This is a genomic window from Bradyrhizobium sp. HKCCYLRH1034 (assembly GCF_051168375.1).
GTDB lineage: Bacteria > Pseudomonadota > Alphaproteobacteria > Rhizobiales > Xanthobacteraceae > Bradyrhizobium.
On the sequence record NZ_JBNPUW010000011.1, the window covers coordinates 79,141 to 102,391 of the forward strand.

The 23,251-nt window shown below is 65.7% G+C and carries 20 protein-coding genes; 4 read left to right on the forward strand and 16 right to left on the reverse strand.

All coding sequences use genetic code 11. The annotated features are described in order from the left end of the window. Positions 1-63: 63 nt before the first annotated feature. The 9 genes from ACQR0W_RS24505 to ACQR0W_RS24545 form a co-directional block, all read right to left on the reverse strand. Positions 64-1,962: a potassium transporter Kup gene (locus ACQR0W_RS24505; RefSeq protein ID WP_315827469.1), complete on the reverse strand. Its 1,899-nt coding sequence runs from the start codon at positions 1,960-1,962 to the stop codon at positions 64-66. 279 nt (positions 1,963-2,241) lie between these two features. Then, entirely contained in the window at positions 2,242-3,072 is an 831-nt protein-coding gene (locus ACQR0W_RS24510) for a flagellar motor protein MotB (RefSeq protein ID WP_315714498.1), read from the reverse strand. 36 nt (positions 3,073-3,108) lie between these two features. Next, positions 3,109-3,882, reverse strand: a complete 774-nt coding sequence (locus ACQR0W_RS24515; RefSeq protein ID WP_315714499.1) for a motility protein A — start codon at positions 3,880-3,882, stop codon at positions 3,109-3,111. Positions 3,883-4,045: 163 nt separating this feature from the next. Beyond that, positions 4,046-4,408: an Hpt domain-containing protein gene (locus ACQR0W_RS24520; RefSeq protein WP_315749694.1), complete on the reverse strand. Its 363-nt coding sequence runs from the start codon at positions 4,406-4,408 to the stop codon at positions 4,046-4,048. After that, a complete protein-coding gene (locus ACQR0W_RS24525) occupies positions 4,405-6,594 on the reverse strand; it encodes a hybrid sensor histidine kinase/response regulator (RefSeq protein ID WP_315827371.1) in 2,190 nt (729 codons plus the stop codon). Before ACQR0W_RS24525 ends, ACQR0W_RS24520 begins: the two co-directional genes overlap by 4 nt. A 289-nt stretch (positions 6,595-6,883) precedes the next feature. Then, entirely contained in the window at positions 6,884-7,603 is a 720-nt protein-coding gene (locus ACQR0W_RS24530; protein WP_316235086.1) for an RraA family protein, read from the reverse strand. Between the two features lie 109 nt (positions 7,604-7,712). Next, the gene (locus ACQR0W_RS24535; protein ID WP_315714503.1) at positions 7,713-8,603 is read right to left on the reverse strand and encodes a CDP-alcohol phosphatidyltransferase family protein; all 891 of its coding nucleotides are present in this window, start codon (positions 8,601-8,603) and stop codon (positions 7,713-7,715) included. An 88-nt stretch (positions 8,604-8,691) separates the two neighbouring features. After that, positions 8,692-9,426, reverse strand: coding sequence for a phosphatidylserine decarboxylase (locus tag ACQR0W_RS24540; protein WP_315827468.1), 735 nt, complete (start codon positions 9,424-9,426; stop codon positions 8,692-8,694). A gap of 93 nt (positions 9,427-9,519) precedes the next feature. Further along, on the reverse strand, positions 9,520-11,490 hold the full coding sequence (locus tag ACQR0W_RS24545; protein WP_315827368.1) for an ABCB family ABC transporter ATP-binding protein/permease: 1,971 nt from the start codon (positions 11,488-11,490) through the stop codon (positions 9,520-9,522). Between the two features lie 244 nt (positions 11,491-11,734). On the opposite strand from ACQR0W_RS24545, the gene ACQR0W_RS24550 reads away from it, so the two are divergent. Further along, positions 11,735-12,337 carry a TIGR00730 family Rossman fold protein gene (locus ACQR0W_RS24550; RefSeq protein WP_315749687.1) on the forward strand — a complete coding sequence of 201 codons (603 nt, stop codon included), beginning with the start codon at positions 11,735-11,737 and terminating at the stop codon, positions 12,335-12,337. A gap of 4 nt (positions 12,338-12,341) precedes the next feature. Here the strand turns inward: ACQR0W_RS24550 and ACQR0W_RS24555 are convergent, their stop codons facing one another. The 4 genes from ACQR0W_RS24555 to cysS form a co-directional block, all read right to left on the reverse strand. Continuing rightward, positions 12,342-12,719, reverse strand: coding sequence for a VOC family protein (locus ACQR0W_RS24555; protein ID WP_315749685.1), 378 nt, complete (start codon positions 12,717-12,719; stop codon positions 12,342-12,344). 115 nt (positions 12,720-12,834) lie between these two features. Next, a complete protein-coding gene (gene cimA, locus ACQR0W_RS24560) occupies positions 12,835-14,448 on the reverse strand; it encodes a citramalate synthase (RefSeq protein ID WP_315827367.1) in 1,614 nt (537 codons plus the stop codon). After that, the gene (locus ACQR0W_RS24565) at positions 14,445-14,948 is read right to left on the reverse strand and encodes a GNAT family N-acetyltransferase (RefSeq protein WP_315714508.1); all 504 of its coding nucleotides are present in this window, start codon (positions 14,946-14,948) and stop codon (positions 14,445-14,447) included. Before ACQR0W_RS24565 ends, cimA begins: the two co-directional genes overlap by 4 nt. A gap of 113 nt (positions 14,949-15,061) precedes the next feature. Beyond that, positions 15,062-16,471, reverse strand: coding sequence for a cysteine--tRNA ligase (gene cysS, locus ACQR0W_RS24570; RefSeq protein ID WP_434840836.1), 1,410 nt, complete (start codon positions 16,469-16,471; stop codon positions 15,062-15,064). A 389-nt stretch (positions 16,472-16,860) separates the two neighbouring features. Between cysS and ACQR0W_RS24575 the strand changes: the two genes are divergently transcribed. Beyond that, on the forward strand, positions 16,861-17,169 hold the full coding sequence (locus tag ACQR0W_RS24575) for a hypothetical protein (protein ID WP_315714511.1): 309 nt from the start codon (positions 16,861-16,863) through the stop codon (positions 17,167-17,169). 153 nt (positions 17,170-17,322) lie between these two features. After that, positions 17,323-18,480 carry a DUF2865 domain-containing protein gene (locus tag ACQR0W_RS24580; RefSeq protein ID WP_316185896.1) on the forward strand — a complete coding sequence of 386 codons (1,158 nt, stop codon included), beginning with the start codon at positions 17,323-17,325 and terminating at the stop codon, positions 18,478-18,480. 14 nt (positions 18,481-18,494) lie between these two features. On the opposite strand, the gene ACQR0W_RS24585 is transcribed toward ACQR0W_RS24580, so the two are convergent. Genes ACQR0W_RS24585 through ACQR0W_RS24595 form a run of 3 tightly spaced genes read right to left on the reverse strand, consistent with a single transcriptional unit; the run spans position 18,495 to position 21,637 of the window. After that, on the reverse strand, positions 18,495-19,883 hold the full coding sequence (locus ACQR0W_RS24585) for a nitrilase-related carbon-nitrogen hydrolase (protein ID WP_434840837.1): 1,389 nt from the start codon (positions 19,881-19,883) through the stop codon (positions 18,495-18,497). A 12-nt stretch (positions 19,884-19,895) separates the two neighbouring features. Beyond that, positions 19,896-20,249 carry a diacylglycerol kinase gene (locus ACQR0W_RS24590; RefSeq protein ID WP_315749679.1) on the reverse strand — a complete coding sequence of 118 codons (354 nt, stop codon included), beginning with the start codon at positions 20,247-20,249 and terminating at the stop codon, positions 19,896-19,898. Beyond that, positions 20,249-21,637 (reverse strand): class II 3-deoxy-7-phosphoheptulonate synthase, encoded by a 1,389-nt coding sequence (locus ACQR0W_RS24595; RefSeq protein ID WP_315714515.1) that lies wholly within the window; start codon positions 21,635-21,637, stop codon positions 20,249-20,251. The genes ACQR0W_RS24590 and ACQR0W_RS24595 overlap by 1 nt, the downstream gene beginning before the upstream one ends. A 174-nt stretch (positions 21,638-21,811) precedes the next feature. Here ACQR0W_RS24595 and ACQR0W_RS24600 point away from each other — a divergent pair, with 174 nt between their 5' ends. Further along, on the forward strand, positions 21,812-22,684 hold the full coding sequence (locus tag ACQR0W_RS24600) for an alpha/beta hydrolase family protein (protein WP_315714516.1): 873 nt from the start codon (positions 21,812-21,814) through the stop codon (positions 22,682-22,684). Positions 22,685-23,251 lie beyond the last annotated feature (567 nt).

Genomic DNA, 23,251 nt, shown 5'->3' on the forward strand with positions numbered 1-23,251 from the left:
TGTCGGGAATGCGCCTCAGCCATGCATTTAGGCATACATGAGACATCAGGGAAGACCAACCGATCAAATCGTTACCTGGGTACCCACCTCGACGACCCGGCCCGTGGGAATCTGGAAATAGTCCGTGGCGTCGTTGGCCGACCGGCTCAGACCAATGAAGAGATGGTCCTGCCAGGTCGGCATGCCCGACTGGGACGATGGCTTCAACGAGCGGCGCGAGACGAAGAACGACGTGGACATGATGTCGAACTGCCAGCCGAGCTTGCGCGCCACCGCGAGCGCGCGCGGCACGTTCGGGGATTCCATGAATCCGAAGCGCAGCCGCACCTTGGAAAACTTCTCGCTGATCTTCTCCATGCGCACGCGCTCCGAGACATCGACCCGCGGCGTCTGCGCGGTCTCGATGGTCAGGATCACGTTGTGCTCGTGCAGCACCTTGTTGTGCTTGAGATTGTGCAGCAATGCGGTCGGCACCGAGGTCGGATCGCTCGTGAGAAACACCGCCGTGCCCTTGACGATGTGAGGAGGCCTCTTCTCCAGGCTGGTGATCAGGTCATCCAGCGGAACCTCGATTTTGCGCGTCTTGAGCACCAAGATCGCCGAACCACGACGCCAGGTCCAGATCGTCACGACCATCGCGGCACCGAACAGCAGCGGAACCCAGGCTCCTTCGAGGAGCTTCAGCAGGTTGGCGCTGAAGAAGGTCATATCGACGATGACGAAGGGAGCGATCACGGCAGCCGCCACGGCCGCACGCAAGTTCCACAGCTTCCAGATCACCACGAAGCCCATGATGCCGTCGGCGACCATGGTGGTGGACACTGCGATGCCGTAGGCGGAGGCGAGATTGCTCGAGGTCCGGAACAGCAGGACCAGCAGCAGCACGCCGATCAGCAACAGCCGGTTGACCCGCGGCAGATAGATCTGGCCGGCATGGCTCTCCGACGTATAGCGCACCTCGAAACGCGGCAGCAGGCCGAGCTGGACCGCCTGGCTGACCAGCGAATAGGCGCCCGTGATCACGGCCTGGCTCGCGATGACAGTCGCGGCGGTGGCCAGCACCACCAGCGGCAGCAGCAACAGTTCAGGCACCATCCGGTAGAACGAATTCTCGATCGCGGCGGGATCGGACAGCACCAGGGCGCCCTGCCCGAAATAGTTGATCAGCAGCGCCGGAAGCACGAAGAACAGCCAGGCCGACTGGATCGGCTTGCGGCCGAAATGACCGAGATCTGCGTAGAGCGCCTCGCCGCCGGTGACCGCGAGGAACACCGCGCCCAGGGTGACCAGGCCGATCGTGCCGTGCGAGAGCAGGAACTGCACCGCATAATAGGGATTGATGGCCGCGAGCACCGAGGGGTCGTCGCGGATGTGGACCAGTCCCATCACGGCGAGGGCGGTGAACCACGTGACCATGACCGGGCCGAAGGCGGAGGCGACGCGCGCCGTCCCCTTGCTCTGGACCGCGAACAGCACGACCAGGATGAACACGGTCAGCGGCACGACATAATGCTCGAGCGCAGGCGCGGCGAGCTTGAGGCCTTCGACCGCCGACAACACCGAGATCGCCGGCGTGATCATCGAGTCTCCGATGAACATCGAAGCGCCGATCACGCCCAGCGACATCAGGAACAGGCTGCGCCGACCCAAAGCCCGCTGTCCGAGCGCCATCAGCGACAGCGTTCCGCCCTCGCCGTTATTGTCGGCGCGGAGCAGCAGCAGGACGTATTTGGCTGTCACCACGATGAACAGCGACCAGAGGATCAGCGAGAGCACGCCGAGCACGATGATCCGCGACACCGGGTGCCCCTGAGCAGCGCCGTGCGCGGCCTCGCGAAAGGCGTAGAGGGGCGAGGTGCCGATGTCTCCGAACACCACGCCGATGCTGCCTAGCGTCAGCCCCCAAAACCCCGACGTGCTCGCGGTGTCTTGTCCTTCGGTCGATGTCGCGCTGGCCGTCATGTGCTCGGAACGCATCTTCCCTGTTTGGCCCGGCGCGTGTGAACGTAGACCGTTCGCAGGTCAAGTCTCTACCGTAAGCAGACCTATGTTCCCAGCCCGCAACCAAACGGCACGGCTGACACAGATGTCGCATGCCGCATCGCGGCAAGTGCCTTTAGCCCAAGCACCCTGAGGCAGATGTCGGATCTGCCTCAGGCGAATCAAGTGCCTGCTGATGCTCCTCGTTGCCGTTCGCAGTCGCCCGTGCGGCAATATGATGCGGGAAGCGAAGCGTCCCGGCTACGGCTTCAGATCGGGCGGCAATGGCGGGTCTTCCCGCATCAAGGTGATCGTCACGCGGCGGTTGGCGGCCAGCGAGGGATCGTCCGGGAACAGTGGCTGGCTATCCGCCTTGCCGGAGACCGCGTAGATGTGGCTCGCCGGCAGCCCTTCCCGCTCCAGGATCTGGCGTACTGCGTTGGCGCGGTCCGCCGACAGGTCGAAACCATCATAATCGCTCCGGGCGGGAACGAAGCCGGCGGCCGTGTGCCCGGTGATCTGGACCCGAAGCGGTGTCGCCTTGAGCGGTGCGGCCAGCTTCTCGATCAGGCGTCGCGTGCGGTCGAAGGGCACCTTCGAGCCATCCGCGAACATCGACCGCCCGTCCTGGTCGACGATCTCCAGGTTGAGCCCCTGCTTGGTCTCTTCGAACATGATGTGCTTGGAGATCTCGGTCATCTCCGGCATGTCCTGCAGCGCCTGACGCAGCGAGGCAGACGCCAGCGCGAACTGGCGATCGATCTTCAGCTTGGCGCCATTGGTATGCTGGCGCTCCTCCTGCTCGGGGCTGGGCTCGCGCGCGGTCTCCTCCGGCGAGATGTGGGCGGCGTTCTTGAGCTTCGGCCGGGTCGGCAGGCCGTCGGATTCCACGATGCCCGAATAGCGCGACTCGGACTGCACGCCGAAGGCGTCGCGCATCGAGCCTGCGACGACTTTCAGCTTGTTGTTGTCCATGGTCGAGAACGCGACCAGCATCACGAAGAAGCTGACCAGAAGTCCCATCAGGTCGGCAAAGGTCACGAACCAGCCGTGACCGCCGCCATGCGCATCGCCCCTCTTCTTCTTGGCCATTGCCTACCCCACCCCGGATCGCCCCGCCGCAGCCGATCAGGCCGGCACGGGCTCGCCTTCGGCGTGGCGATGCTTCTCAGGCAGATAGGCCAGGAGCATTTCGCGGACCAGGGCGGGGCTCTTGGAGTCGCGGATCATCAGGATTCCGTCGATGATCAGCGTCCGGTTGGTTTCCTCGTCCAGCAGCTTGCCATGCAGCTTGTCGGCGATCGGCAGACAGATCAGGTTCGACACCAACGCGCCGTACAGGGTCGCGAGCAGCGCGGTCGCCATGAACGGGCCGAGCTTCGAGGGGTCGGTCATGTTGGCGAACATCTGCACCATGCCGATCAGCGTGCCGACCATGCCGAACGCCGGGGCGCAGTCGCCGATGGCGCGATAGATCTTGCTGCCTTCGTCGAGGTGCATCAGGAAATTGTCGCGGTCACGCTCGAGATTGTCGCGGATGAATTCGAGGTCGTAGCCGTCGGCCACGTAGCGGATTCCCTTGGCGAGGAACGGCTCGTCGGTCTCGACCTTTTCCAGGCCGACCGGGCCCTGCTTGCGCGCGATCTCGGCAATGCGGGCGAGCTCGTCGACGAGCTCGCGGGCCGACAGGCGGCTCATGGTGAAAGCGTACTTCATTCCAAGCGGAACGCCGTGCAGCATAACGCCCAGCGGGAAGCGAATCATGGTGGCTGCGATCGAACCGCCGAAGATGATGATTGCGGCGTGCTCGCTGACGAACATCTCGAGATCGCCGCCCAGCAGCATCATCGTCGCGATGACGATCACGCCAGCCACGAGCCCCGCACTCGTCATAATATCCATGAGTCAACTCCACCCGCGTACGCAAACCACGACCCTGCCGGACCGACGCGGTGCTTCTGGACCGCATGTCACGAGACTAGATGTCCGCCATTAAGGACGAGTTACTGAATTCGGTAGGCATAATGAAAGGTAAACAGCGGCGCCGCAGACCACGCCGACTCGCTCAAGCGGCTGAGGATCCGGACTTGAGCAGGTTCGCCGCGGCGAAGACGGCCGACTGATCGAATGATCGCTGCATCTTGTGGACCATCTCCAGCATCTGCGCCGGCTCCATCGTCGCCGATCCCACCTCGAGTTCACGCGACAGGCGCGACAGCGCCGAGAAACCGAACGTCGCCGACGAGCTCTTGATCGAATGCGCCTCACGCCTCAGTTCGAGGCGATCCTCGAACTTGGCCGCAAGCGTGCCGAACTTTCCGGACGTATCGTCGAGGAACGTGCGCAGGACCTCCAGTGCATCCTCTTCGCCGAGCTCGGAGACCAGGATCTGATAGACGGATTCGTCGAATTGCACCCAGTCGGTCATGCGACAAGCCTTTCCTTGTGTGTAGCAGCGGCCGCGCGAAGCAGAGCGGCATTCAGTCGATCGCGCGTGACCGGCTTGGTCACGAAGTCGTTCATGCCGGCGTCCGTGCAAGCCAGATGATCCTGGCTGGTGGCGTTGGCCGTCAGGGCAACAATGTAGATGTCCTGGGCGGGCGGCGGCAGCGAGCGGATCATCCGCGTCGCCGTCAGCCCGTCCATCTCGGGCATCATCATGTCCATCAGCACGAGATCGTAGGCCTGCCTCTGCACGGCCGCGATCGCCTGGGTTCCGTTCTCGACGATGTCGTAGCGGTGACCGAGCTTGTCCAGGAGCTTCTTGATGACGAACTGATTGGTCAGATTGTCCTCGGCAACGAGGATCTTCAGCGGCTCGAGGCTGCCCGGACGTTCCTCGGCGATCGTCTCACCAACCGGCACGATGGTCGCCTCGGGCGCGCTCACCTGCTCGACGTCCGGCTGCGTCTGGACCTGGATCGAGAAGGTGAAGGTGCTTCCCTCCCCCACCTTGCTCTGCACCGTGATGTCGCCGCCCATGCAGGTGACGAGGCGCTTGCAGATTGCGAGCCCCAGGCCGGTGCCGCCAAAGCGGCGCGAGATGGAATTGTCGACCTGCGAGAACTGCTTGAACAGCCGGCTGACGGCGTCTGCGGGAATGCCGACGCCGGTATCGGCGATCGAGAACACCAGCGTCAGGTGCGGCCCGGCAAGGTTCTCGGCACGGACATCGATATGGACGCCGCCCGATTCGGTGAATTTGAGCGCATTGCCGACCAGGTTGAACAGCACCTGGCGCAATCGCGCGGGATCGCCGACCACGTAGTTCGGCACTTCCGGCGCGATCGAGGTGGTCAGCTGCAGACCCTTTTCCTTGGCGCGGGACACCAGCAGCTCGGCGGTCGCCGTCACCGACCGGTGCAGGTCGAACTCGATGTGCTCGATCTCCAGACGATCGGCATCGAGCTTGGAGAAATCGAGGACGTCGTTGAGCAGCTGCAACAGATAGTCGGCCGACTCGCGCAAGGTGGTCGCGATCTTGCGCTGCTCCGGCGCGAGGTCCGCCGACAGCAAGAGATCGGCAAGGCCGATGACGCCGTTCATCGGCGTGCGTATCTCATGGCTCATCATCGCCAGGAATTCGGAGCGCGCCCGCGTACCTGCCTCGGCGGCATCACGCGAGGCGGCAAGCCCCGCCTGATAGCGCGCAATCAGGATCGTGATGATGCCGATGACCACCGTCAGCAACGCTCCGACCAGCAGATCACGATCGCGGTTGAGCTTGAAGGCGCTGAAGATCTCCTCGGAGGCCTGACCGACGATGACCACCAGCGGCAGATCCTTGATGCGCTGGAACGAGTAGATGCGCGTGACGCCGTCGATCAGACTTTTGAAGGTGTAGAAGCCGCTGCTTCTGTGCTGAATGGCGCTCATCACCGGGCTGCCGGCGAGCGAGGATCCGACGCCCCCTGGACCCGCAGAGGCCCGTGCGCGCACGATGCCGTCGAGACCGAGCAGTGTGACATTGCCCTTCTTGCCGAGATCGACCGAATTGTAGAAGCTCGACAGATATTCGGGGTCGAGCGAGACCACCACGACGCCGCCGAACGAACCGTCCGGCATGATGATGCGGCGGGTCAACTGGATCGACCATTTGTTGGAGACACGGCCGAAGATCGGCTTGCTGATGAAGAGAAAATCATCCTTGCCGTCGGCATGAACGCGGAAGTGCTCGCGGTCGCGCAGGTCGAGGCCCCGCATCTTCGGATCGATGTTGCTGGACAGCATGATGCCGTCCTTGCCGATCACGACGACCTGAAACGAGAAGTCGGACAGGAACTGGCTGTTCTTCGACCATAGCGACATGTCGAAGTTGTGCGGGTCCCTGGCATAGGAGTCGCGGACGTAGAGCAAGGTCTGATCTGCCGCGCGGATCGAGCGGATGATCTGCTCCTCGAACGCGCGGGCCAGATTGGCGCCGTTCTTAAGCGCCGACTGCTCGGTGCGCGTATACTCTTCAGAGATGGTGTAGAAGATGCCGGCCCACACCAGGGCGATCGCCGAGAGGCCGATCGCGGCGCTGCCGAAATGTCCGATCAGCCGAACCATCTTGTCGACGGTCCGGTCGAGCCGCCCGAACAACGGCCCGGATTTCGATATCAGCCTGCGCATGTCCTTCGCCCTCGGGCGACATGCCTATCGGGACAGGCTAGCCATCAGGTAAAGCTTGATGGATAAAATCTTCTCAACGAGCGACGGCCGCTTAACCTTCGGCGAATTCCGGCCTGTTTGCGGGTAATTCGTCACCGTGTGCGATATTTTCGGCGGAGGGTCAGCCGCCACCCCGTAGTCATCCGGATGCGGTTGCAGCGTCGCAGTTCGGCGAGCGCCCAGCGCAAGGCCGGCGGGCCGCACCGCCGCGCGGTACGGCTCGCCCATTGGGACCGGAGTGAAGCGACGCTCAATGAATCTCCGCCGACCGCTTCAAAGCGGCCTTGAGCTTCTCGAGCGAGAAATCCGCAGACCGCGCGATCTCCAGGATCGGCGTTTCACGGCGCGCGCACAACTCGGCCGCCTCGGGAAGCTTCGCCGCGATGTCGGCGGGGATGACGATCGCACCATGGCGATCGGAGTGGATCAGGTCGTCCGAGCGCACGGTCATCCCGGCGACGCGGACCTCGCCGCCGAAGCTCTCGGCATGCACCCACGCATGCGACGGACCGATCGAGCCCGCCAGTGCCTGGAAGCCGGCAGCCCATTGCGGGATGTCGCGGATCGATCCATCGGTGATCACGCCGAGGCAGCCGAGCGCCTTGTGGACGTTGCTCTGTACCTCGCCCCAGAATGCGCCGTAACCGATGTCGGGGCCATCGATATCCTGGATCACGACGATGCGGGGACCATGACCGGTGCCGACATATTCGTAGTAGTCGGTGCGTCGCCTCGCCTGCTCCTCCGCCGGCAATCCCGATTTGACGACGGACCGGATCGTCGCCGTCCGCGCGTAGCCGACCATGGGCGGCAGATCGGGAAACGGACACACCAGCGGCTTGGTCGTGTAGCCGATCAGGCGCAGCTCGGGCGCCACGATCTCCATCGCGTTGCAGATGGTCGGCGTATCGTAGCGCGCGAGCGCCTCGAGGACGGAAGCAGCGAGGGGCGCGGCGGCAGTGCTTGTCACGGGCGTTTTCTCCGGATGATGCGGACGGCATTCGCGGCCGTCCTTGGCCATCCGGTATAACTGAGGCGCCCAAGCCGGCAAAGCGCGCGCCGGGTCTTGGGCCCTGCGCTCAGTGCAGCCGTTCCGGCGGCCGCTGCCCCTGCTCCACCGCTGGCGCGCCGGTCGGCGCAAAAGCCGTCGTGGATGAAGACGAGGCGTGCGACGCTGCAGCCGCGGCACCAAGGACCGCAGCGTGCCGCGCCGCCTGGTGCCGATACAGCCGCCAGCCGAACGGAAGGCTCAGGATGTAGAGGATCGATCCGGCCGACAGGATGTGCCAGGGATAGACCACCAGCAGCGCCACGAAGAACACCACCGAGGCGAACACCGGCAGCACGAGTTCGGGCGAGACACGCATCCGCGTGGTCTTGCCGGAGAACACCGGCAGCCGCGACACCATCAGGAAGGCGATCAGCAGGGTGTAGAACGCCGTCACCAGCGCCGGCGGCCTCGGCAGGTCCAGGAACGCCAGATAGACGGGCAGCAGCACGGTGATGGCGCCGAGCGGTGCCGGCACGCCGGTGAAGAAATTGGCGGCGAAGGGCGGCTTGTTGGGATCGTCGATGCTGGCATTGAAGCGCGCCAGCCGCAGGCCGCCGCTGATGGCGTACATCATGGCGGCGATCCAGCCGCCGTCGCGCAGCTCATGGAGCTGCCAGAAATACAGGATCAGGCCCGGCGCCACGCCGAAATTGACGAAATCGGCCAGGCTGTCGAGCTCGGCGCCGAACTTCGACTGGCCCTTGATCATGCGGGCGATGCGGCCATCGATGCCGTCCAGGAAGGCGGCAAAGACGATGGCGCCAACCGCGAGCTCCATCCGTCCCTCGGTCGACAGCCGGATCGCGGTCAGGCCGGCGCAGATCGCCAGCAGGGTGATCATGTTCGGCACCAGCAGCCGCACCGGGATCGGACGGAAACGGCGGCGGCGCAGTTCGGGAGAGTTCACGTCGAAGCTCATGATCACACCACGTGTGGTTTGGGCCGGAACCTTGTGCCTGAACACAGCTCAAGGTCCCCTTAATGGGTCACCAGCGGGCAGCGACGGTTCACTGGCTCCGGAACGTCAGGCCGGGCACGGGGACGTCGAAATCGGCCAGGATCGTCTCGCCGGCAATGGCCGTCTGCCCCTCCGAGACCAGAACGTCCGTGCCGTCGGGGAGATAGACGTCGAGCCGCGAGCCGAAGCGGATCAGGCCGAAGCGCTCGCCAGCCCCAATGGTCTGCCCCTCGCGCACGAACGACACGATCCGGCGCGCCACGAGGCCTGCGATCTGGACCACGCCGATGCGGCCATGCGGCGTCGAGATCGCGAGCGAGTTGCGCTCGTTGTCCTCGCTCGCCTTGTCGAGCTCGGCATTGATGAAGGCGCCCGGACGGTAGGCGATCTTCTCGATCCGGCCGGCCACCGGGCTGCGGTTCACATGCACGTTGAACACGCTCATGAAGATCGAGACCCGCAGCAGCGGTCGGTCGCCGAGGCCGAGCTCGGCCGGCGGCAGGGCGCGCGTGATCATGGAGATGCGCCCGTCGGCCGGCGCCACCACCAGCCCTTCCCGCTGCGGCGTGACCCGGATCGGGTCGCGGAAGAACAGCGCGCACCAGACGGTGAGCAGCGTGCCGATCCAGCCGAGCGGGGTGAATATCCAGAACAGGATCAGGCTGACGAGGGCAAATCCCCCGATGAAAGGATAACCTTCCGGGTGGATCGGCGGGATCTGAGCGCGGATGGAATTGCTGATCGACATGGCCTGCTTCGTTGAGTGTTGTCGCTCTGACCTCAGAGCGGACCGCCGCCTTGACTAGGTCGATGGCCGGCGAAGGTCAAAATGAATCCTTAATGCATTCTTGAGTTCAGATCAGGGCGGTTCGCGGCATCATTCGGCGGCACTCGCCACCTGTCCGGTCCGATCGGGCCCGGCCGCGTCCGGCTCGCTCCGATCCGGCGGATTGCGGTTCGGCGCCCCCGCATCGTCGCCGATCTGCGCCAGTTTTTCGCGCGCCTCCTCAGCCTCGCGCTGCCGGTTCCACATGCCGGCATACAGCCCGCCTTTGGCCAGCAGCTCGGCATGGGTGCCGCGCTCGGCAATTCGCCCCCGGTCGAGCACGATGATCTCGTCGGCCGCCACGATGGTCGAAAGCCGGTGCGCGATCACGAGCGAGGTACGATTGCGCGACACACCATCGAGCGCCTCCTGGATCTCGTGCTCGGTATGGCTGTCCAGCGCCGAGGTCGCCTCGTCCAGCACGAGGATCGGCGGCCCCTTCAGGATGGTGCGGGCAATCGCAACGCGCTGCTTCTCGCCACCGGAGAGCTTGAGGCCGCGCTCGCCCACCTGGGTCTCGTAGCCCTTCGGCGCCATCCGGATCAGACCGTCGATCTGGGCCAGCCTCGCCGCCTCCTCGACGGCGGCGTCGTCCGCATCCCAGCGTCCGTAGCGGATGTTGTAGCGGATGGTGTCATTGAACAGCACGGTATCCTGCGGGACCATCCCGATCTGGGCGCGCAGCGACACCTGGGTAACGTCGCGGATGTCCTGGCCGTCGATCAAGATGCGGCCGCCGGAGACGTCGTAGAGCCGAAACAGCAGCCGCGAGATGGTCGACTTGCCAGCACCGGACGGCCCCACGATCGCGACCGTCTTGCCCGCCGGCACCTCGAAGCTCAGCCCCTGCAGGATCGGCCGCTCCGGCTCATAGGCGAAGCGGACATCGTCGAAGCGGACATTGCCAGAGGTGACCACCAAAGGCGTCGCTCCGGCCGCGTCCTTCACCTCGGCATCGCGCGTGAGCACGCCGAACATCTTCTCGATGTCGATGATCGCCTGCTTGATCTCGCGATAGACCATGCCCATGAAGTTCAGCGGCTGGTAGAGCTGGATCATCATGCTGTTGATCATGACGAAGTCGCCGACCGTGTTGCGTCCCTGACGCACGCCCTGGGCGCACATCAGCATGGCCACCGTCAGCCCGATCGTGAAGATCACGGCCTGCCCGGCGTTGAGCACCGCGAGCGAGGTATAGGTCTTCACGCTGGCCCGCTCGTAGCGCTCCATGGAACGGTCATAACGCTCGGCCTCGCGCGCCTCGGCGCCGAAATACTTCACTGTCTCGTAGTTGAGCAGCGAGTCGATGGCCTTGGTATTGGCATCCGTATCCGAGTCGTTCATGCGGCGCCGGATCTCGATGCGCCACTCGGTCGCAATGTAGGTGTAATAGAGATAGGCCGCGACCATGGTGAGCGTGACCAGAACGTAGCGCCAGTCGAACTGCCACAGCAGCACCGCCGTCAGCAGCGAGACCTCGACGATGGTCGGGATCAGCTGCAGGATCACCATGCGCACGATGGTCTCGATCGCGTTGCGGCCGCGCTCGAGCACGCGGGTCAGGCCGCCGGTCTTGCGCTCGAGGTGAAAGCGCAGCGATAATTCATGCATGTGGACGAAGGTGATGGTCGCAAGCTTGCGCACGGCATGCATGGCGACGCGGGCAAAAATACCGTCGCGCCACTGCGTCAGCACCGCCATCAGCACCCGAATCCCGCCGTAGCTTGCCGTCATGACGATCGGCGAGGCCACCAGCCAGAACGCCCAGTTATCGGGCGCGATCGGCGCGGTATTGGCGCCGGTCAACGCGTCGATCGCCCATTTGAAGGTGAAGGGCAGGACCAGCGTCGCGACCTTGGCCACGATCAGCAGCACCACCGACCATAGCACGCGCATCTTCAGGTCGGCGCGATCGCGCGGCCAGATGAAGGGCCACAAGTGGCGCAGCGTGCCGGCCAGCGTTCCCTGCTCGAGGGACGAAGGCTGGTTGGCGGCTGGTTCGGAGGAGGAATCGGGCGGCATCAAACGTTCTGGAGCAGCGAGTGTTTTGGCATGTTGTGATGCCGGGCGTTGCCTGCGTCATATAGAGTGTCCGGGCGCCGGATGCACCGGTACGTCGACGGAATCCGTTGCCGCGGCGCAGTATTTGCATACTTGTTTTCGGACAAATGGACCCATTCAGCCTGCATCAATCCGTGAAAGCCCGCGAATCCACGTCCTCCGCCCTCGTCTCGACGCCTTTCAACTGCAGTGTCACACCGCTCCAATGACTGAAATCCGCACCGTTTGCGTCTATTGCGGCTCCGGCCCGGGGACGAATCCCAGCTTCATCGAATCGGCGAAAGCACTCGGCAAGGCGCTTGCCGAGAACGGCGTCAGGCTCGTCTATGGCGGCGGCTCCATCGGCATGATGGGCGCGGTTGCCAAGGCCGTGCTCGACCATGGCGGCGACGTCACCGGAATCATTCCGGACTTCCTGGTGAAGAAGGAAGTCATGATGCCGCTCAAGGATCTCATCATCACGCCCGACATGCACGAGCGCAAACGGCTGATGTTCGAGCACTCCGACGCGTTCGTGGCGCTGCCCGGCGGCATCGGCACGCTCGAGGAGCTCGTCGAGCAGCTGACCTGGAAGCAGCTCGGACGCCACGCCAAGCCGGTGCTGATGGCCAATATCGACGGCTTCTGGGAACCGCTGTTCGGGCTGCTCGCGCACATGCGCGAGACCGAGTTCATCCGCCCCGGCTTCCAGATCGAGCTGCTCAGGGCCGAACGCGTCGAGGACATCCTGCCGCGCCTGCGCGAGGCCGCCGCCCGCGTCGCCAAGGAAGAGACCGAGATGGCGCCTGAGATCGCCAAACGGCTCTGAGCCCCTACTCGCTCGGGAATGTGACCGCCTCGATCCGGTTGCCATCGGGATCAAGCACAAAGGCCGCATAATAGCGCACGCGATCATGCGGCCGCAGTCCTGGCGCACCGTCGGAAACTCCGCCCGCCTCCAACGCCGCCGCGTGAAGCGCATCGACCTCCGCCGTGCTCCTGGCTCGCAGGCACACATGAGAGCCGGTGTCGGCCGGCACGCGCGCCATGGCGGGGCGTAGATTGATCCAGAATTCCGGATAGGCCTTGCCGAAGCCGATGGTCGTGGGACGCTCGATCAGCCGCGTCAGCCCGAGCGGCGCCAGCGCACGCTCATAGAACCGCGCGCTGCGGACGAGATCGCTGACACCGACGGAGACGTGGTCGATCATGCGTTTGCTCCTGGCCTCTCCAGGTCATTGCGAAGAGCGAAGCGACGAAGCAATCCAGAATCGCGCATTCAGGCCTGGATTGCTTCGCTTCGCTCGCAACGACGGATGCATCATCTCACCCCTTCGCGCCGGACTTCACCAGCTTGTAGAATACCGAATCCATCAGCGCCTGGAACGAGGCGTCGATGATGTTCGGCGAGACGCCGACCGTGGTCCAGCGCTCTCCCTTTTCGTCCTCGCTCTCGATCAGCACGCGCGTGACCGCCTCGGTGCCGCCATTGAGGATACGGACGCGGTAGTCGATCAGCTTGAGGCCGTCGATGAAGCCCTGGTACTTGCCGAGGTCCTTGCGCAAGGCGACGTCGAGCGCATTGACCGGGCCGTTGCCTTCCGCCGCCGAGATCAGCCGCTCGCCAGCGACGTCCACCTTGACCACGGCCAGCGCCACCGTGACGCGTTCACCGAGCGCGTTGTAGCGCTGCTCGACATTGACGTCGAACTGCTCGACCCGGAAATACTCCGGCACCGAGCCCAGCGTACGCCGCGCCAGCAGCTCGAACGAGGCGTCGGCGGACTCGTAGGCGTAGCCCGCGGCCTCGCGCTCCTTCAGCTCCTCGACGAGGCGCGTCAACTTCGGATCGCTCTTGCTGAAGGGAATGCCGCCGCGCTCCAGCGCCGCGATGACGTTGGATCGTCCGGCCTGGTCGGAGACCAGCACCTTGCGATGATTGCCGACGCGCTCGGGCAGGACGTGCTCATAGGTCTGCGGATCCTTCAGCACGGCCGACGCATGAATACCGGTCTTGGTGACGAAGGCGCTCTCGCCGACATAAGGCGCGTGCCGGTTCGGCGCACGGTTCAGCATGTCGTCGAGCGTGCGCGAGACCTTCATCAGGCCGGCGAGCTGCCGGTCCGATACGGCGATCTCGAACCGATCCGAGAACTCCGTCTTCAGCTTCAAGGTCGGGATCAGTGAGCACAGATTGGCATTGCCGCAGCGCTCACCGAGTCCGTTCAAGGTGCCCTGGATCTGCCGCACGCCAGCGCGGACCGCGGCAAGCGAGTTCGCCACCGCCTGCTCGGTGTCGTTATGGGCGTGGATGCCGAGGTGATCGCCCGGCACGTGCTTCACGACCTCGCCGACGATCAGCTCGATCTCGTGCGGCATGGTGCCGCCATTGGTGTCGCACAGCACGACCCAGCGCGCGCCGGCCTCATAGGCCGCGCGGGTGCAGGCCAGCGCGAACTCCGCATTCTCCTTGTAGCCGTCGAAGAAATGCTCGCAGTCGAGCATCACCTCGCGCCCCGCAGCCTTCGCGGCCGTCACGCTGTCGCGGATCGAGGCGAGATTCTCCTCGTTGGTGGTCTCCAGCGCGACGCGCACCTGGTAGGCGGATGACTTCGCGACGAAGCAGATCGCGTCCGCCTTGGCCTCCAGCAGCGCCGCCACGCCCGGATCGTTGGACACCGAGCGTCCCGCCCGGCGCGTCATCCCGAAGGCGGTGAAGCGGGCGTGGCCGAGCTTCGGCTTGGCGGCGAAGAACTCGGTGTCGAGCGGGTTGGCGCCGGGATAACCGCCCTCGACATAGTCGATGCCGAGATCGTCGAGCATGCGCGCGATGGCCTGCTTGTCGGCCAGCGTGAAATCGACACCGTTGGTCTGCGCGCCATCACGCAGGGTGGTGTCGAACAGATAAAGCCGTTCCCTGCTTGTGCCTGCCCTGCTCATGCCTGCGCTCCCCCGGAGCCGAGCGTCTTCTTCATCGTCGTGTTGGCGAGCCACTCGCCATTGATGGAGACGCTATTGCGCTGCTGCGCGACGTAGCCGCGCTTGCGAAAGAATTCGACCGCCGTGTCGCTAGCGTCGACCGACAGACCGGTCGTGCCGCGCGCGCCCGCCAACTTTTCCAGCGCGTCGCATAGCAGGGCCCCGACGCCCTGCCCGGCCGCATTCGGATGGACATAGAGCATGTCGATGTGATCGTTGCCCTTCAGCGCGGCGAAGCCGACCGGCGAGCCCTGCAGGGTCGCAATCAAGGTGAGCTCGGATGCCAGCCTCTTGCCAAAACCCGTCTCATCCTCAGCAGCGGACGCCCAGGCCTCCTGCTGCTCCTCGCTGTAGTCATCACCGGTCAATTGCTGGATGCTGGCGACGAAGATCGCGGCCAGCACCGGCGCATCAGCGGGAAGAAACGGCCGCAGCGCGGGCCTCGGGAGAGCCTGTCCCATGCGTCACCACATGCCATAGAGTTTCGTGACCAGCGCCACTGCGCCCGCGATCAGCACCAGCTTGAGCAGGATGTAGTACAGCCAGTGCCGCGGAAACGGGGTGTCGGGCTTGCTCATCGCGCAATCTCCCAGGTCGTGACCGGCTTGCCGTCGGCGCCCTTGCCGTCCTTCAATACGATACCCATCGCGGCGAGTGCGTCGCGGAGGCGATCGGACTCCTTGAAGTCCTTGCGCGCCCGGGCCGCGGTACGCTCGGCGATCAGGGTTTCGACCTTGGCGGCGTCGACGCCTTTGGCCTGCTGCTTTCGCGCTTCCCATCGCGCGACGGTGTCCGACAGGAAGCCCGCAAAGCGGAGCGAGCCGGCAAAGGCCGCGCGGTCCGTCTCGCCGCCGGACGCCGCACGGCTCCGCAACGCGTGCAGCTCTGCGATCATCAGCGGCGTGTTGAGGTCGTCGACGAGGGCGGCGATGATCTCGGGCCCCGGCTGCTCACCCGGCGCATCGGCCACGACGCGATACCAGTCGTCGAGCGTCTTCGCGCTCTCCTCCAGGCCCTTGACGGTCCAATCGGCCGGCGAGCGATAATGCATCTTGAGCATGTTGAGGCGCAGCACCTCGCCAGGCCAGTCCGCCAGCAGGTCGCGGATGGTGACGAAATTGCCGAGGCTCTTCGACATCTTCGCGCCCTCGACCTGGACGAACTCATTGTGCAGCCAGTAGTTCGCCATCACCGACGTGCCGTGCGCGCAGCGCGACTGCGCGATCTCGTTCTCATGATGCGGGAAGATCAGATCGAGTCCGCCGCCATGGATGTCGAAGACCTCGCCGAGATAGGCTGCGCTCATCGCCGAGCACTCGATGTGCCAGCCCGGCCGGCCGCGGCCCCACGGGCTGTCCCAGCCCGGCTCGTCCTCCGACGACTGCTTCCACAGCACGAAGTCGGCAGGATTCTTCTTGTGCGCATCGACGGCCACGCGCGCGCCGGCGAGTTGCTCGTCGAGCCTGCGGCCCGACAGCGCGCCGTAGTCCGGCATCGACCGGGTGTCGAACAACACCTCGCCGCCCGCCTCATAGGCGTGGCCACGCGCGATCAGTTGCTTGATCAGGCTCACCATATCCGCCTTGCCATCAGGGCGCGGCAGCACGAACTCGGTGGCGCGTGGCTCGAAGGTTGGCGGCAGGCTGCCGAGCGCAGCCGCGTCGCTGCGGAACTGATTGGCCGTCACCTCCGTCACCTTCCGGATCGCCTCGTTCAGCGGCAGCCCGGGAAAGTCGCGCGCGGCGCGGGCGTTGATCTTGTCGTCGACGTCCGTGATGTTGCGGACATAAGTGACGTGATCCTTGCCATAGAGATGCCGCAGCAGCCGGAACAGCACGTCGAAGACGATCACGGGCCGCGCATTGCCGATATGGGCGAAGTCGTAGACCGTCGGTCCGCAGACATACATGCGGACATTGTTGGGATCGAGCGGCACGAAGGGGCGCTTCTCCCGCGACGCGGTGTCGTACAAACGCAAGTCCATGGTCCGTCCCCGAATGCCCTGTGCTCACCGCCCCGCCGGACCGACAGTCCATGACGAAGCGAAACGGGTGTCCTACGCCGCACGACCGCCCGCGAGCGGGCCGCCACGGCACGAATCACACTTCCGACCTGCCGGCCGGGCGTCCTGATCATCTCTGTTGAGAAAAGACGGCCTCAGCCAGCGAATCGCTAGCGCGTAATCTCGCGGCAAATGCAGCAGATGGCGAGGAAACCGTTCATGAAACTCACCATGCTGCAGCAGACTGTCTCCGTCAAGAGCCGCAAAACGGCCGTTTTCACTGCCCAAATGCTCGCGCCCCGCCTCATGGTTAATCATTTTTAAGCTTTTGGGCCTAACCATGAGTTGTCTCCTACACCCACCGGTGCACCATGCGAATCTCCCCGGCGCTGCTCGCCTGCTGTGTTCTCCTCGCCGCCGCGACCACCGCCACGGCGGAGAGCCGCATCTTCATCATCGCCAACGAAGCCGACGGCTACGGCGTCGACCAGTGCCTCGCCAAGGGCGACCGATGCGGCGCCTCGGCCGCGCGGTCGTACTGCCAATCACGGGATTTTGCACAGGCCTCCTCCTATCGCCGCGTCGACCCCGATGAAATCACCGGATCGGTGCCGAAAGCCGGCGCAAACTGCGCCCGTGGCGGCTGCAGCGACTTTGTCGCGATCACCTGCCAGCGCTGAGACGGCCGGGAACAGCGGTTCCCGCCACCCCGGCGCCCTGGAAACGACGTGACGATGCCCGACAAAGCGGCTATGGGATGCCCGCCGCTGCCGCGATTTTTCCGAATTCTGTGCTAGTCCCGCGGCTGCACCCATGGACCGGAATACCGCATCTTGATCGCATCCCTGTCTCCGCGCCTGCTGGCCGTGTCTGCGCTGCTCGGACTGACCCTGACCGGCTCGCACGCCCTGGCGCAATCCAGCTCCGATTCCTATGCGCAGATGCCGCCGGGCCCGCCCGGACCGCAGGCCGGCGTCAATCCGATCTGTCCGCGCCTGGAGGCGCAGCTCGCCTCGATCGATCGCGGTGGCGGCGATCCCGCGCGTGAGGACCAGATCCGGCGCTATCAGGATGCTGCCGCCAAGCAGCAAGGCGAGCTCGACCGCGTCAGCATGCAGGCCAAGCGCATGGGCTGCGACAGCCCGGGCTTCTTCTCGATCTTCAACGGCCGCTCGGCCGAATGCGCCCCGGTGAACAACCAGATCCAGCAGATGCGGTCCAACCTGGACCAGATCATGAGCAGCCTGGAGCGGCTCCGTGGCGGCGGGTTCGGCGGCGAGCGCGACAACCAGCGCCGCTCGGTGCTGGCAGCCCTCGGCCAGAACAATTGCGGCCCGCAATATCAGCAGTACGCTAACGCCAATCGCGGCGGCGGCGGCGGCAACTTCCTGACCAGCCTGTTCGGCGGCGGTGCCGACAGCAATCCCGCCGCATCGCTGCCGCCGCCGAGCGCCGATCTCGCGGCGCCGCAGGGCACCTACCGGACCGTGTGCGTGCGTAGCTGCGACGGCGCCTATTTCCCGATCTCGTTTGCCACCGTTCCCGGCCGCTTCGCCGACGACGAGCGCGCCTGCAAGGCGCAATGCCCCGCCGCCGACGCGACGCTGTTCACCTATCGCAATCCCGGCGAGGACATGAACCAGGCGGTCTCGGTCAACGGCCAGCCCTACACCGCGCTGCCGAACGCCTTCAAGTATCGCACCGAGTTCAACCCGAGCTGTTCCTGCAAGGCGCCCGGCCAGACCTGGGCCGACGCGCTGAAATCGATCGACGACCGGGCCACAGCCGCCGAGCAGGGCGACATCATCGTTACCGAGGAGAGCGCCAAGCGGATGCAGCAGCGCCAGACCGGCAAGCCGCCGGCGAACGCCGCCCGCAAAGGCGCCGCACCGGCCGATGCGGCAGCGCCCGCGACCGCGGACGCCACGACGGGCGCCGGTGGCGACAAGCAGATCCGCACGGTCGGACCGACCTTCATTCCCGCGCGTTGAGCGAGATCGCCGGGTCATCCTTCGAACGCATCTGAGGACGCGCGGCCAGCGAGATCGGGCGACATGACTTCGACCGACGGCCCTAGCGCGTTCGCAGGCTTCCAACGATTGCGCAGCGCTGCGAGACGAACGATCTCGGCCTGGGACACGCCGTCGACGAGAGTGGCACCGCCAGTCGCGTCACCGATCTCGCAGCCATGCCGGTCCGACGTCTTGCGAGGCACGACCGCGAGCGCACCGGAGAGGCTCGCCAAGGCCAGCAGCAGCGAGCCGCGCACGCGCGCCAGGAGAGCGTGACGGGCGTCGCCCGCCAGCGGCCCGGGGAGAACCGTTTCGAAGCCTGCCACTGCCGGTGCGATCGGCAACGTCTCGGCGGTGACGCCGAACCGCGCCGCGACTGCAATAGCCGGCGATTCCTGCGGCATGTCCGGCCCGGACAGCACCACACCGCGCACCCTCGCAGCTCCGAGCGCATCGACGGCCATCGCCAATGACAGCGCGGATTCGATGCCTCCGGTCAGAGCCAGCACGATCCCGGTGAAGCCATGCTTCTCGACGTGGTCGCGCAGGCCGAGCACGCGGGCCGCGTAGTCCGCCTCGTCGCCCTCGCTCGGCGTGGTGACCGGTCCCCGACACTGCCAGCCGTCGTCTCCCCTGCTCCATGCCAAGGTCGTGACCTCAGCGGCGAAGCCCGGAAGCTGCGCGGCCACCGAGAGATCGGCGTTCAGCGCGAACGATGCGCCGTCGAACACCTTGCCGTCCTGACCGCCGACCTGGTTGAGCCAGACGAGCGGCAGATCGCTTTCGGTGACGCGCGCCACGGCGGCCGACAGGCGCCGGTCGCCGCCGCTGCGCAGGTAGCATGAGCGGCTCGGCACGACGATGAGTTCGGCCCCGGTTTCCGCCAGCGTCTCGATGACGTTTTCGTCGTTCGAGGATTCTTCGGGCGAGATGTCTTCGCCGATCGCGACGCCGATGCGGACGCCCCGTACGCTGAGCGGGCCGGCCGCCGGGCCGCACATGAACACGCGCTTCTGATCACCATCGGCCAGGTTGGCCTTGAAGCGCGTCGCGGCGATGCGGCCGGTGTCGAGCAGCACGCAGGCATTGTAGAGCTTGCCGTCGTCGATCCAGGGCGTGCCGATCAGCACCGCCGGCCCGCCATCGGCGGTCTCGCGCGCGAGAGCCTCGATCGCGGCCCGGCACGCGGCCTGAAATGCCGGCTTCAGCACCAGGTCCTGGCATGGATGCCCCGCCAGGAACAGCTCCGGCAGCACCACGAGATCGGCGCCGTCGGCCGCCGCCCTCGCCCGCGCCTCGCGCGCCTTCGCGGCATTTCCCGCGATGTCGCCGACCGTCGGGTTGAGCTGGGCCAGCGTGATCCTGAAGATGTCGGCGGCCATCGCTCAACTCATTCAAAGCAGCCCGAGCCGCTCGGCGATCGCGAACAGCCAGAAGCAGCCCGACATCAGCAGCGCGACGCCGACGGCAGCCGAGCCGAGATCCTTGACCCGGCCGATCTGCAGATCGTGCTCGGTGGTGAGGCGGTCGGCGAGCTTCTCGATCGCGGTGTTGAGCAGCTCGACGACCAGCACCAGCACCACCGCGCAGACCAGCTCGACGCTGCGCATCGGCGTCGCGCCGACGACATAGGCCAGCGGCAGCGCCAGCAGGAACGCGACCACCTCCTCGCGCACCGCCTGCTCGGAGCGGAGCGCGAAGGCCAGGCCGTTGCGCGAGTTGACCGTCGCGCGCCACAGACGCAGCATCAGAAGCCCGCGACGGCCGGCATCGGTGCGGTCTTGCCGCCGCGCTGCTGCTTCAGCAGCTCGGCGATCAGGAACGCCATGTCGATCGACTGCTCGGCGTTCAGCCGGGGATCGCACACCGTGTGATAGCGGTCGTTGAGATCCTCGTCGGTGATCGCGCGCGCGCCGCCGATGCATTCGGTGACGTCCTTGCCGGTCATCTCGAGATGGATGCCGCCGGCATGGGTGCCCTCCGCGGCATGCACCGCGAAGAACGCCCGCACCTCGGATACGATGCGATCGAACGGCCGTGTCTTGTAGCCCGAGGTCGAGGTGATGGTGTTGCCGTGCATCGGATCGCACGACCACACCACCTTGCGCCCTTCCCGCTGCACCGCGCGGATCAGTCCCGGCAGATGATCGCCGACCTTGTCGGCGCCGAAGCGGTTGATCAGGGTCAGCCGGCCCGGCTCGTTGTCGGGATTGAGGATGTCGATCAGCTTCAGCAGCTCGTCCGGCTTCAGCGACGGGCCGCATTTCAGGCCGATCGGGTTCTTGATGCCGCGGAAATATTCGACATGGCCGTGGTCGAGCTGGCGGGTGCGGTCGCCGATCCAGATGAAATGGCCCGAGGTCGCGTACCAGTCGCCGGTGGTGGAATCGACCCGGGTGAAGGCCTGCTCATAGCCGAGCAGCAGCGCCTCGTGGCTGGTGTAGAAGTCGGTGGCGCGCAGCTCCGGATGGCTCTCGAGGTCGAGGCCGCAGGCGCGCATGAAGTTGAGCGCGTCCGAGATGCGGTCGGCCAGCTCCTTGTAGCGCCGCGACTGCGGGGAATCCTTGACGAAGCCGAGCATCCACTGATGCACGCTGCCGAGATTGGCGAAGCCGCCGGTGGCGAACGCGCGCAGCAGGTTCAAGGTCGCCGCCGACTGCCGGTAGGCGTCGAGCTGGCGCTGCGGATTGGGGATGCGCGCCTCGGGCGTGAAGGCGGTGTCGTTGACGATGTCGCCGCGATAGCTCGGCAGCTCGACGCCATTGATCTTCTCCGTCGGCGACGAGCGTGGCTTGGCGAACTGGCCGGCGATGCGGCCGACCTTCACCACCGGCACCGCGCCGGCATAGGTCATGACCACGGCCATCTGCAGCAGCACGCGGAAGAAGTCGCGGATGTTGTTGGCGCCGTGCTCGGCGAAGCTCTCGGCGCAGTCGCCGCCCTGCAACAGGAATGCCTCGCCCGCCGCCACCCGCGCCAGCGCCTTCTTCAGGTTGCGCGCCTCGCCGGCGAACACCAGCGGCGGGAAGGTCGCAAGCTGCGCCTCGACCTCGGCGAGCGCCTTCTGGTCGGGATAGTCAGGCACCTGCTGCACCGGCTTGGACCGCCAGCTCTCCGGGCTCCAGCGCTCGGTCATGGCTCTCTACTCCCTCTCGGCAACTGCACGCCAAATTCCCCGCGCGGCGGCGCGCGCCTTATACACAGCCTGCTCCCGTGCCGCCACTTGGAATTTAGGGCGCGGACACAAGGGCTTGCACCGCCACCCGAATTTGACTTTGCTGCGGAAGGGCAAGTGATGGGAGGACGAGGCGTGGCTGAGACGGGATCCGACGGCGTTTCGAGCGAGGATCTGACCCTTCCGGCCGTCGATGGCTTTGCGCTCGCGGGCACCCTGTTCATGCCGCGCGGCACGCCGGCGCATGCCGTGCTGATCAATTCCGGGGCGGCGATCCCGCGCCGGATCTATCGCGGCTTCGCTGCTCATCTTGCCCAGCAGGGTTGCGCGGTTCTGACCTACGACTATCGCGGGATCGGCGGCAGCCGTCCCCGCTCCCTGAAGGGCTTTGCGGCCTCGATGACCGACTGGGCCGCACTCGACATCACCGGCGCGGTCGGTTGGATGCGTGCGCGCTACGGTGCGCTGCCGCTGCGCTATGTCGGCCACTCCTTCGGCGGCCAGACGCTCGGCCTGCTCGCCAACAACACCGAGGTGTCGCGCGCCCTCTTCATCGCCTCGCAGGCCGGCTATTGGAAGCTGATGGCCCCGGGCGAACGCTGGCGCGTGGCGACGATGCTCAACGGCGTTGGCGTCCCGCTGACTCATGCGCTGGGTTACACGCCGGGCTGGAGTGGCGTCGGCGAGGACCTGCCGAAGGGTGTCTTCCTGCAATGGGTGCGCTGGATCATGAGCCCGCGCTATCTGTTCGATGACGCATCGCTGCCGCTTGCCAACTACGCCAACTTCAAGAGTCCCGTCCGGGCGCTGTGCCTCGCCGACGATCCCTGGGCCACGCGGCCCGCGGTTGAGCTGCTGTGCGCTGGTTATACGGGCACGACGCCGGAGCTGCTCGACATCGCGCCGCAGGACGTCGGGGCGTCCGCGATCGGCCATATGGGCTTCTTCCGCGCGGCGCATCGCGACACGCTGTGGCGCAGCGCGACGGAGTGGCTGCTCGAAAGCTGACGCGATCGGTTCGTCATAGCCCATGAGCGAGCGCTCCCGCGGCAGATGCTGCCCGAGCTGTGCTGATGTCGTTCACCCTCATCAAGTCGGAGGGCGCAGGGAAGGCCAGGCGTCGGCTGACGCCTGCGGCCCGCCTGCGAAAAAAATGCAGGCGGCAGGTACCACAGGTGCAGCCGAGAACGCCCGGCCTTCCCTGCGCGACGGTCTTAACGCTTATACGCAGTCTGCCTGGTGCGCCGGGCTTGTTGGCCACCATTCGCGACAATGCTTGCGCATTGCGCGGGACACCAGCATCGGGGTGTCAGCACGCTGCGACTTCACGTCCGCACCATGCCGTTCGTCGGCGCGTCCGAAGACACGCTGCGGCACAAGTGCGGCCATCGCTCCCCGCCTCGCGTGTCGTGACGATCGCGCGCAACGCCCCTCCGGCCGAGGCGGGATGCGCGCATCAAAGCACAATTTCTGAATTTCGTAAAGTAGATTCTGCCCGACGGGCCGTTTGCGCAAGGCACATCTGTGGGGAGTCCTGCCTCGATCCGCCGGGTGCAGAAGCCGGACCGATTGCGC

Coding starts and splice junctions, on each gene's coding strand:
- ACQR0W_RS24550 (WP_315749687.1), top strand. CDS start 11,735: ATGACTGAAATCCGCACCGTTTGCGTCTATTGCGGCTCCGGCCCGGGG.
- ACQR0W_RS24505 (WP_315827469.1), bottom strand. CDS start 1,962: ATGACGGCCAGCGCGACATCGACCGAAGGACAAGACACCGCGAGCACG.
- ACQR0W_RS24535 (WP_315714503.1), bottom strand. CDS start 8,603: ATGAGCTTCGACGTGAACTCTCCCGAACTGCGCCGCCGCCGTTTCCGT.
- ACQR0W_RS24515 (WP_315714499.1), bottom strand. CDS start 3,882: ATGGATATTATGACGAGTGCGGGGCTCGTGGCTGGCGTGATCGTCATC.
- ACQR0W_RS24545 (WP_315827368.1), bottom strand. CDS start 11,490: ATGCCGCCCGATTCCTCCTCCGAACCAGCCGCCAACCAGCCTTCGTCC.
- ACQR0W_RS24585 (WP_434840837.1), bottom strand. CDS start 19,883: ATGGCCGCCGACATCTTCAGGATCACGCTGGCCCAGCTCAACCCGACG.
- cysS (WP_434840836.1), bottom strand. CDS start 16,471: ATGGACTTGCGTTTGTACGACACCGCGTCGCGGGAGAAGCGCCCCTTC.
- ACQR0W_RS24595 (WP_315714515.1), bottom strand. CDS start 21,637: ATGACCGAGCGCTGGAGCCCGGAGAGCTGGCGGTCCAAGCCGGTGCAG.
- cimA (WP_315827367.1), bottom strand. CDS start 14,448: ATGAGCAGGGCAGGCACAAGCAGGGAACGGCTTTATCTGTTCGACACC.
- ACQR0W_RS24555 (WP_315749685.1), bottom strand. CDS start 12,719: ATGATCGACCACGTCTCCGTCGGTGTCAGCGATCTCGTCCGCAGCGCG.
- ACQR0W_RS24525 (WP_315827371.1), bottom strand. CDS start 6,594: ATGCGCAGGCTGATATCGAAATCCGGGCCGTTGTTCGGGCGGCTCGAC.
- ACQR0W_RS24575 (WP_315714511.1), top strand. CDS start 16,861: ATGCGAATCTCCCCGGCGCTGCTCGCCTGCTGTGTTCTCCTCGCCGCC.
- ACQR0W_RS24590 (WP_315749679.1), bottom strand. CDS start 20,249: ATGCTGCGTCTGTGGCGCGCGACGGTCAACTCGCGCAACGGCCTGGCC.
- ACQR0W_RS24510 (WP_315714498.1), bottom strand. CDS start 3,072: ATGGCCAAGAAGAAGAGGGGCGATGCGCATGGCGGCGGTCACGGCTGG.
- ACQR0W_RS24565 (WP_315714508.1), bottom strand. CDS start 14,948: ATGGGACAGGCTCTCCCGAGGCCCGCGCTGCGGCCGTTTCTTCCCGCT.
- ACQR0W_RS24520 (WP_315749694.1), bottom strand. CDS start 4,408: ATGACCGACTGGGTGCAATTCGACGAATCCGTCTATCAGATCCTGGTC.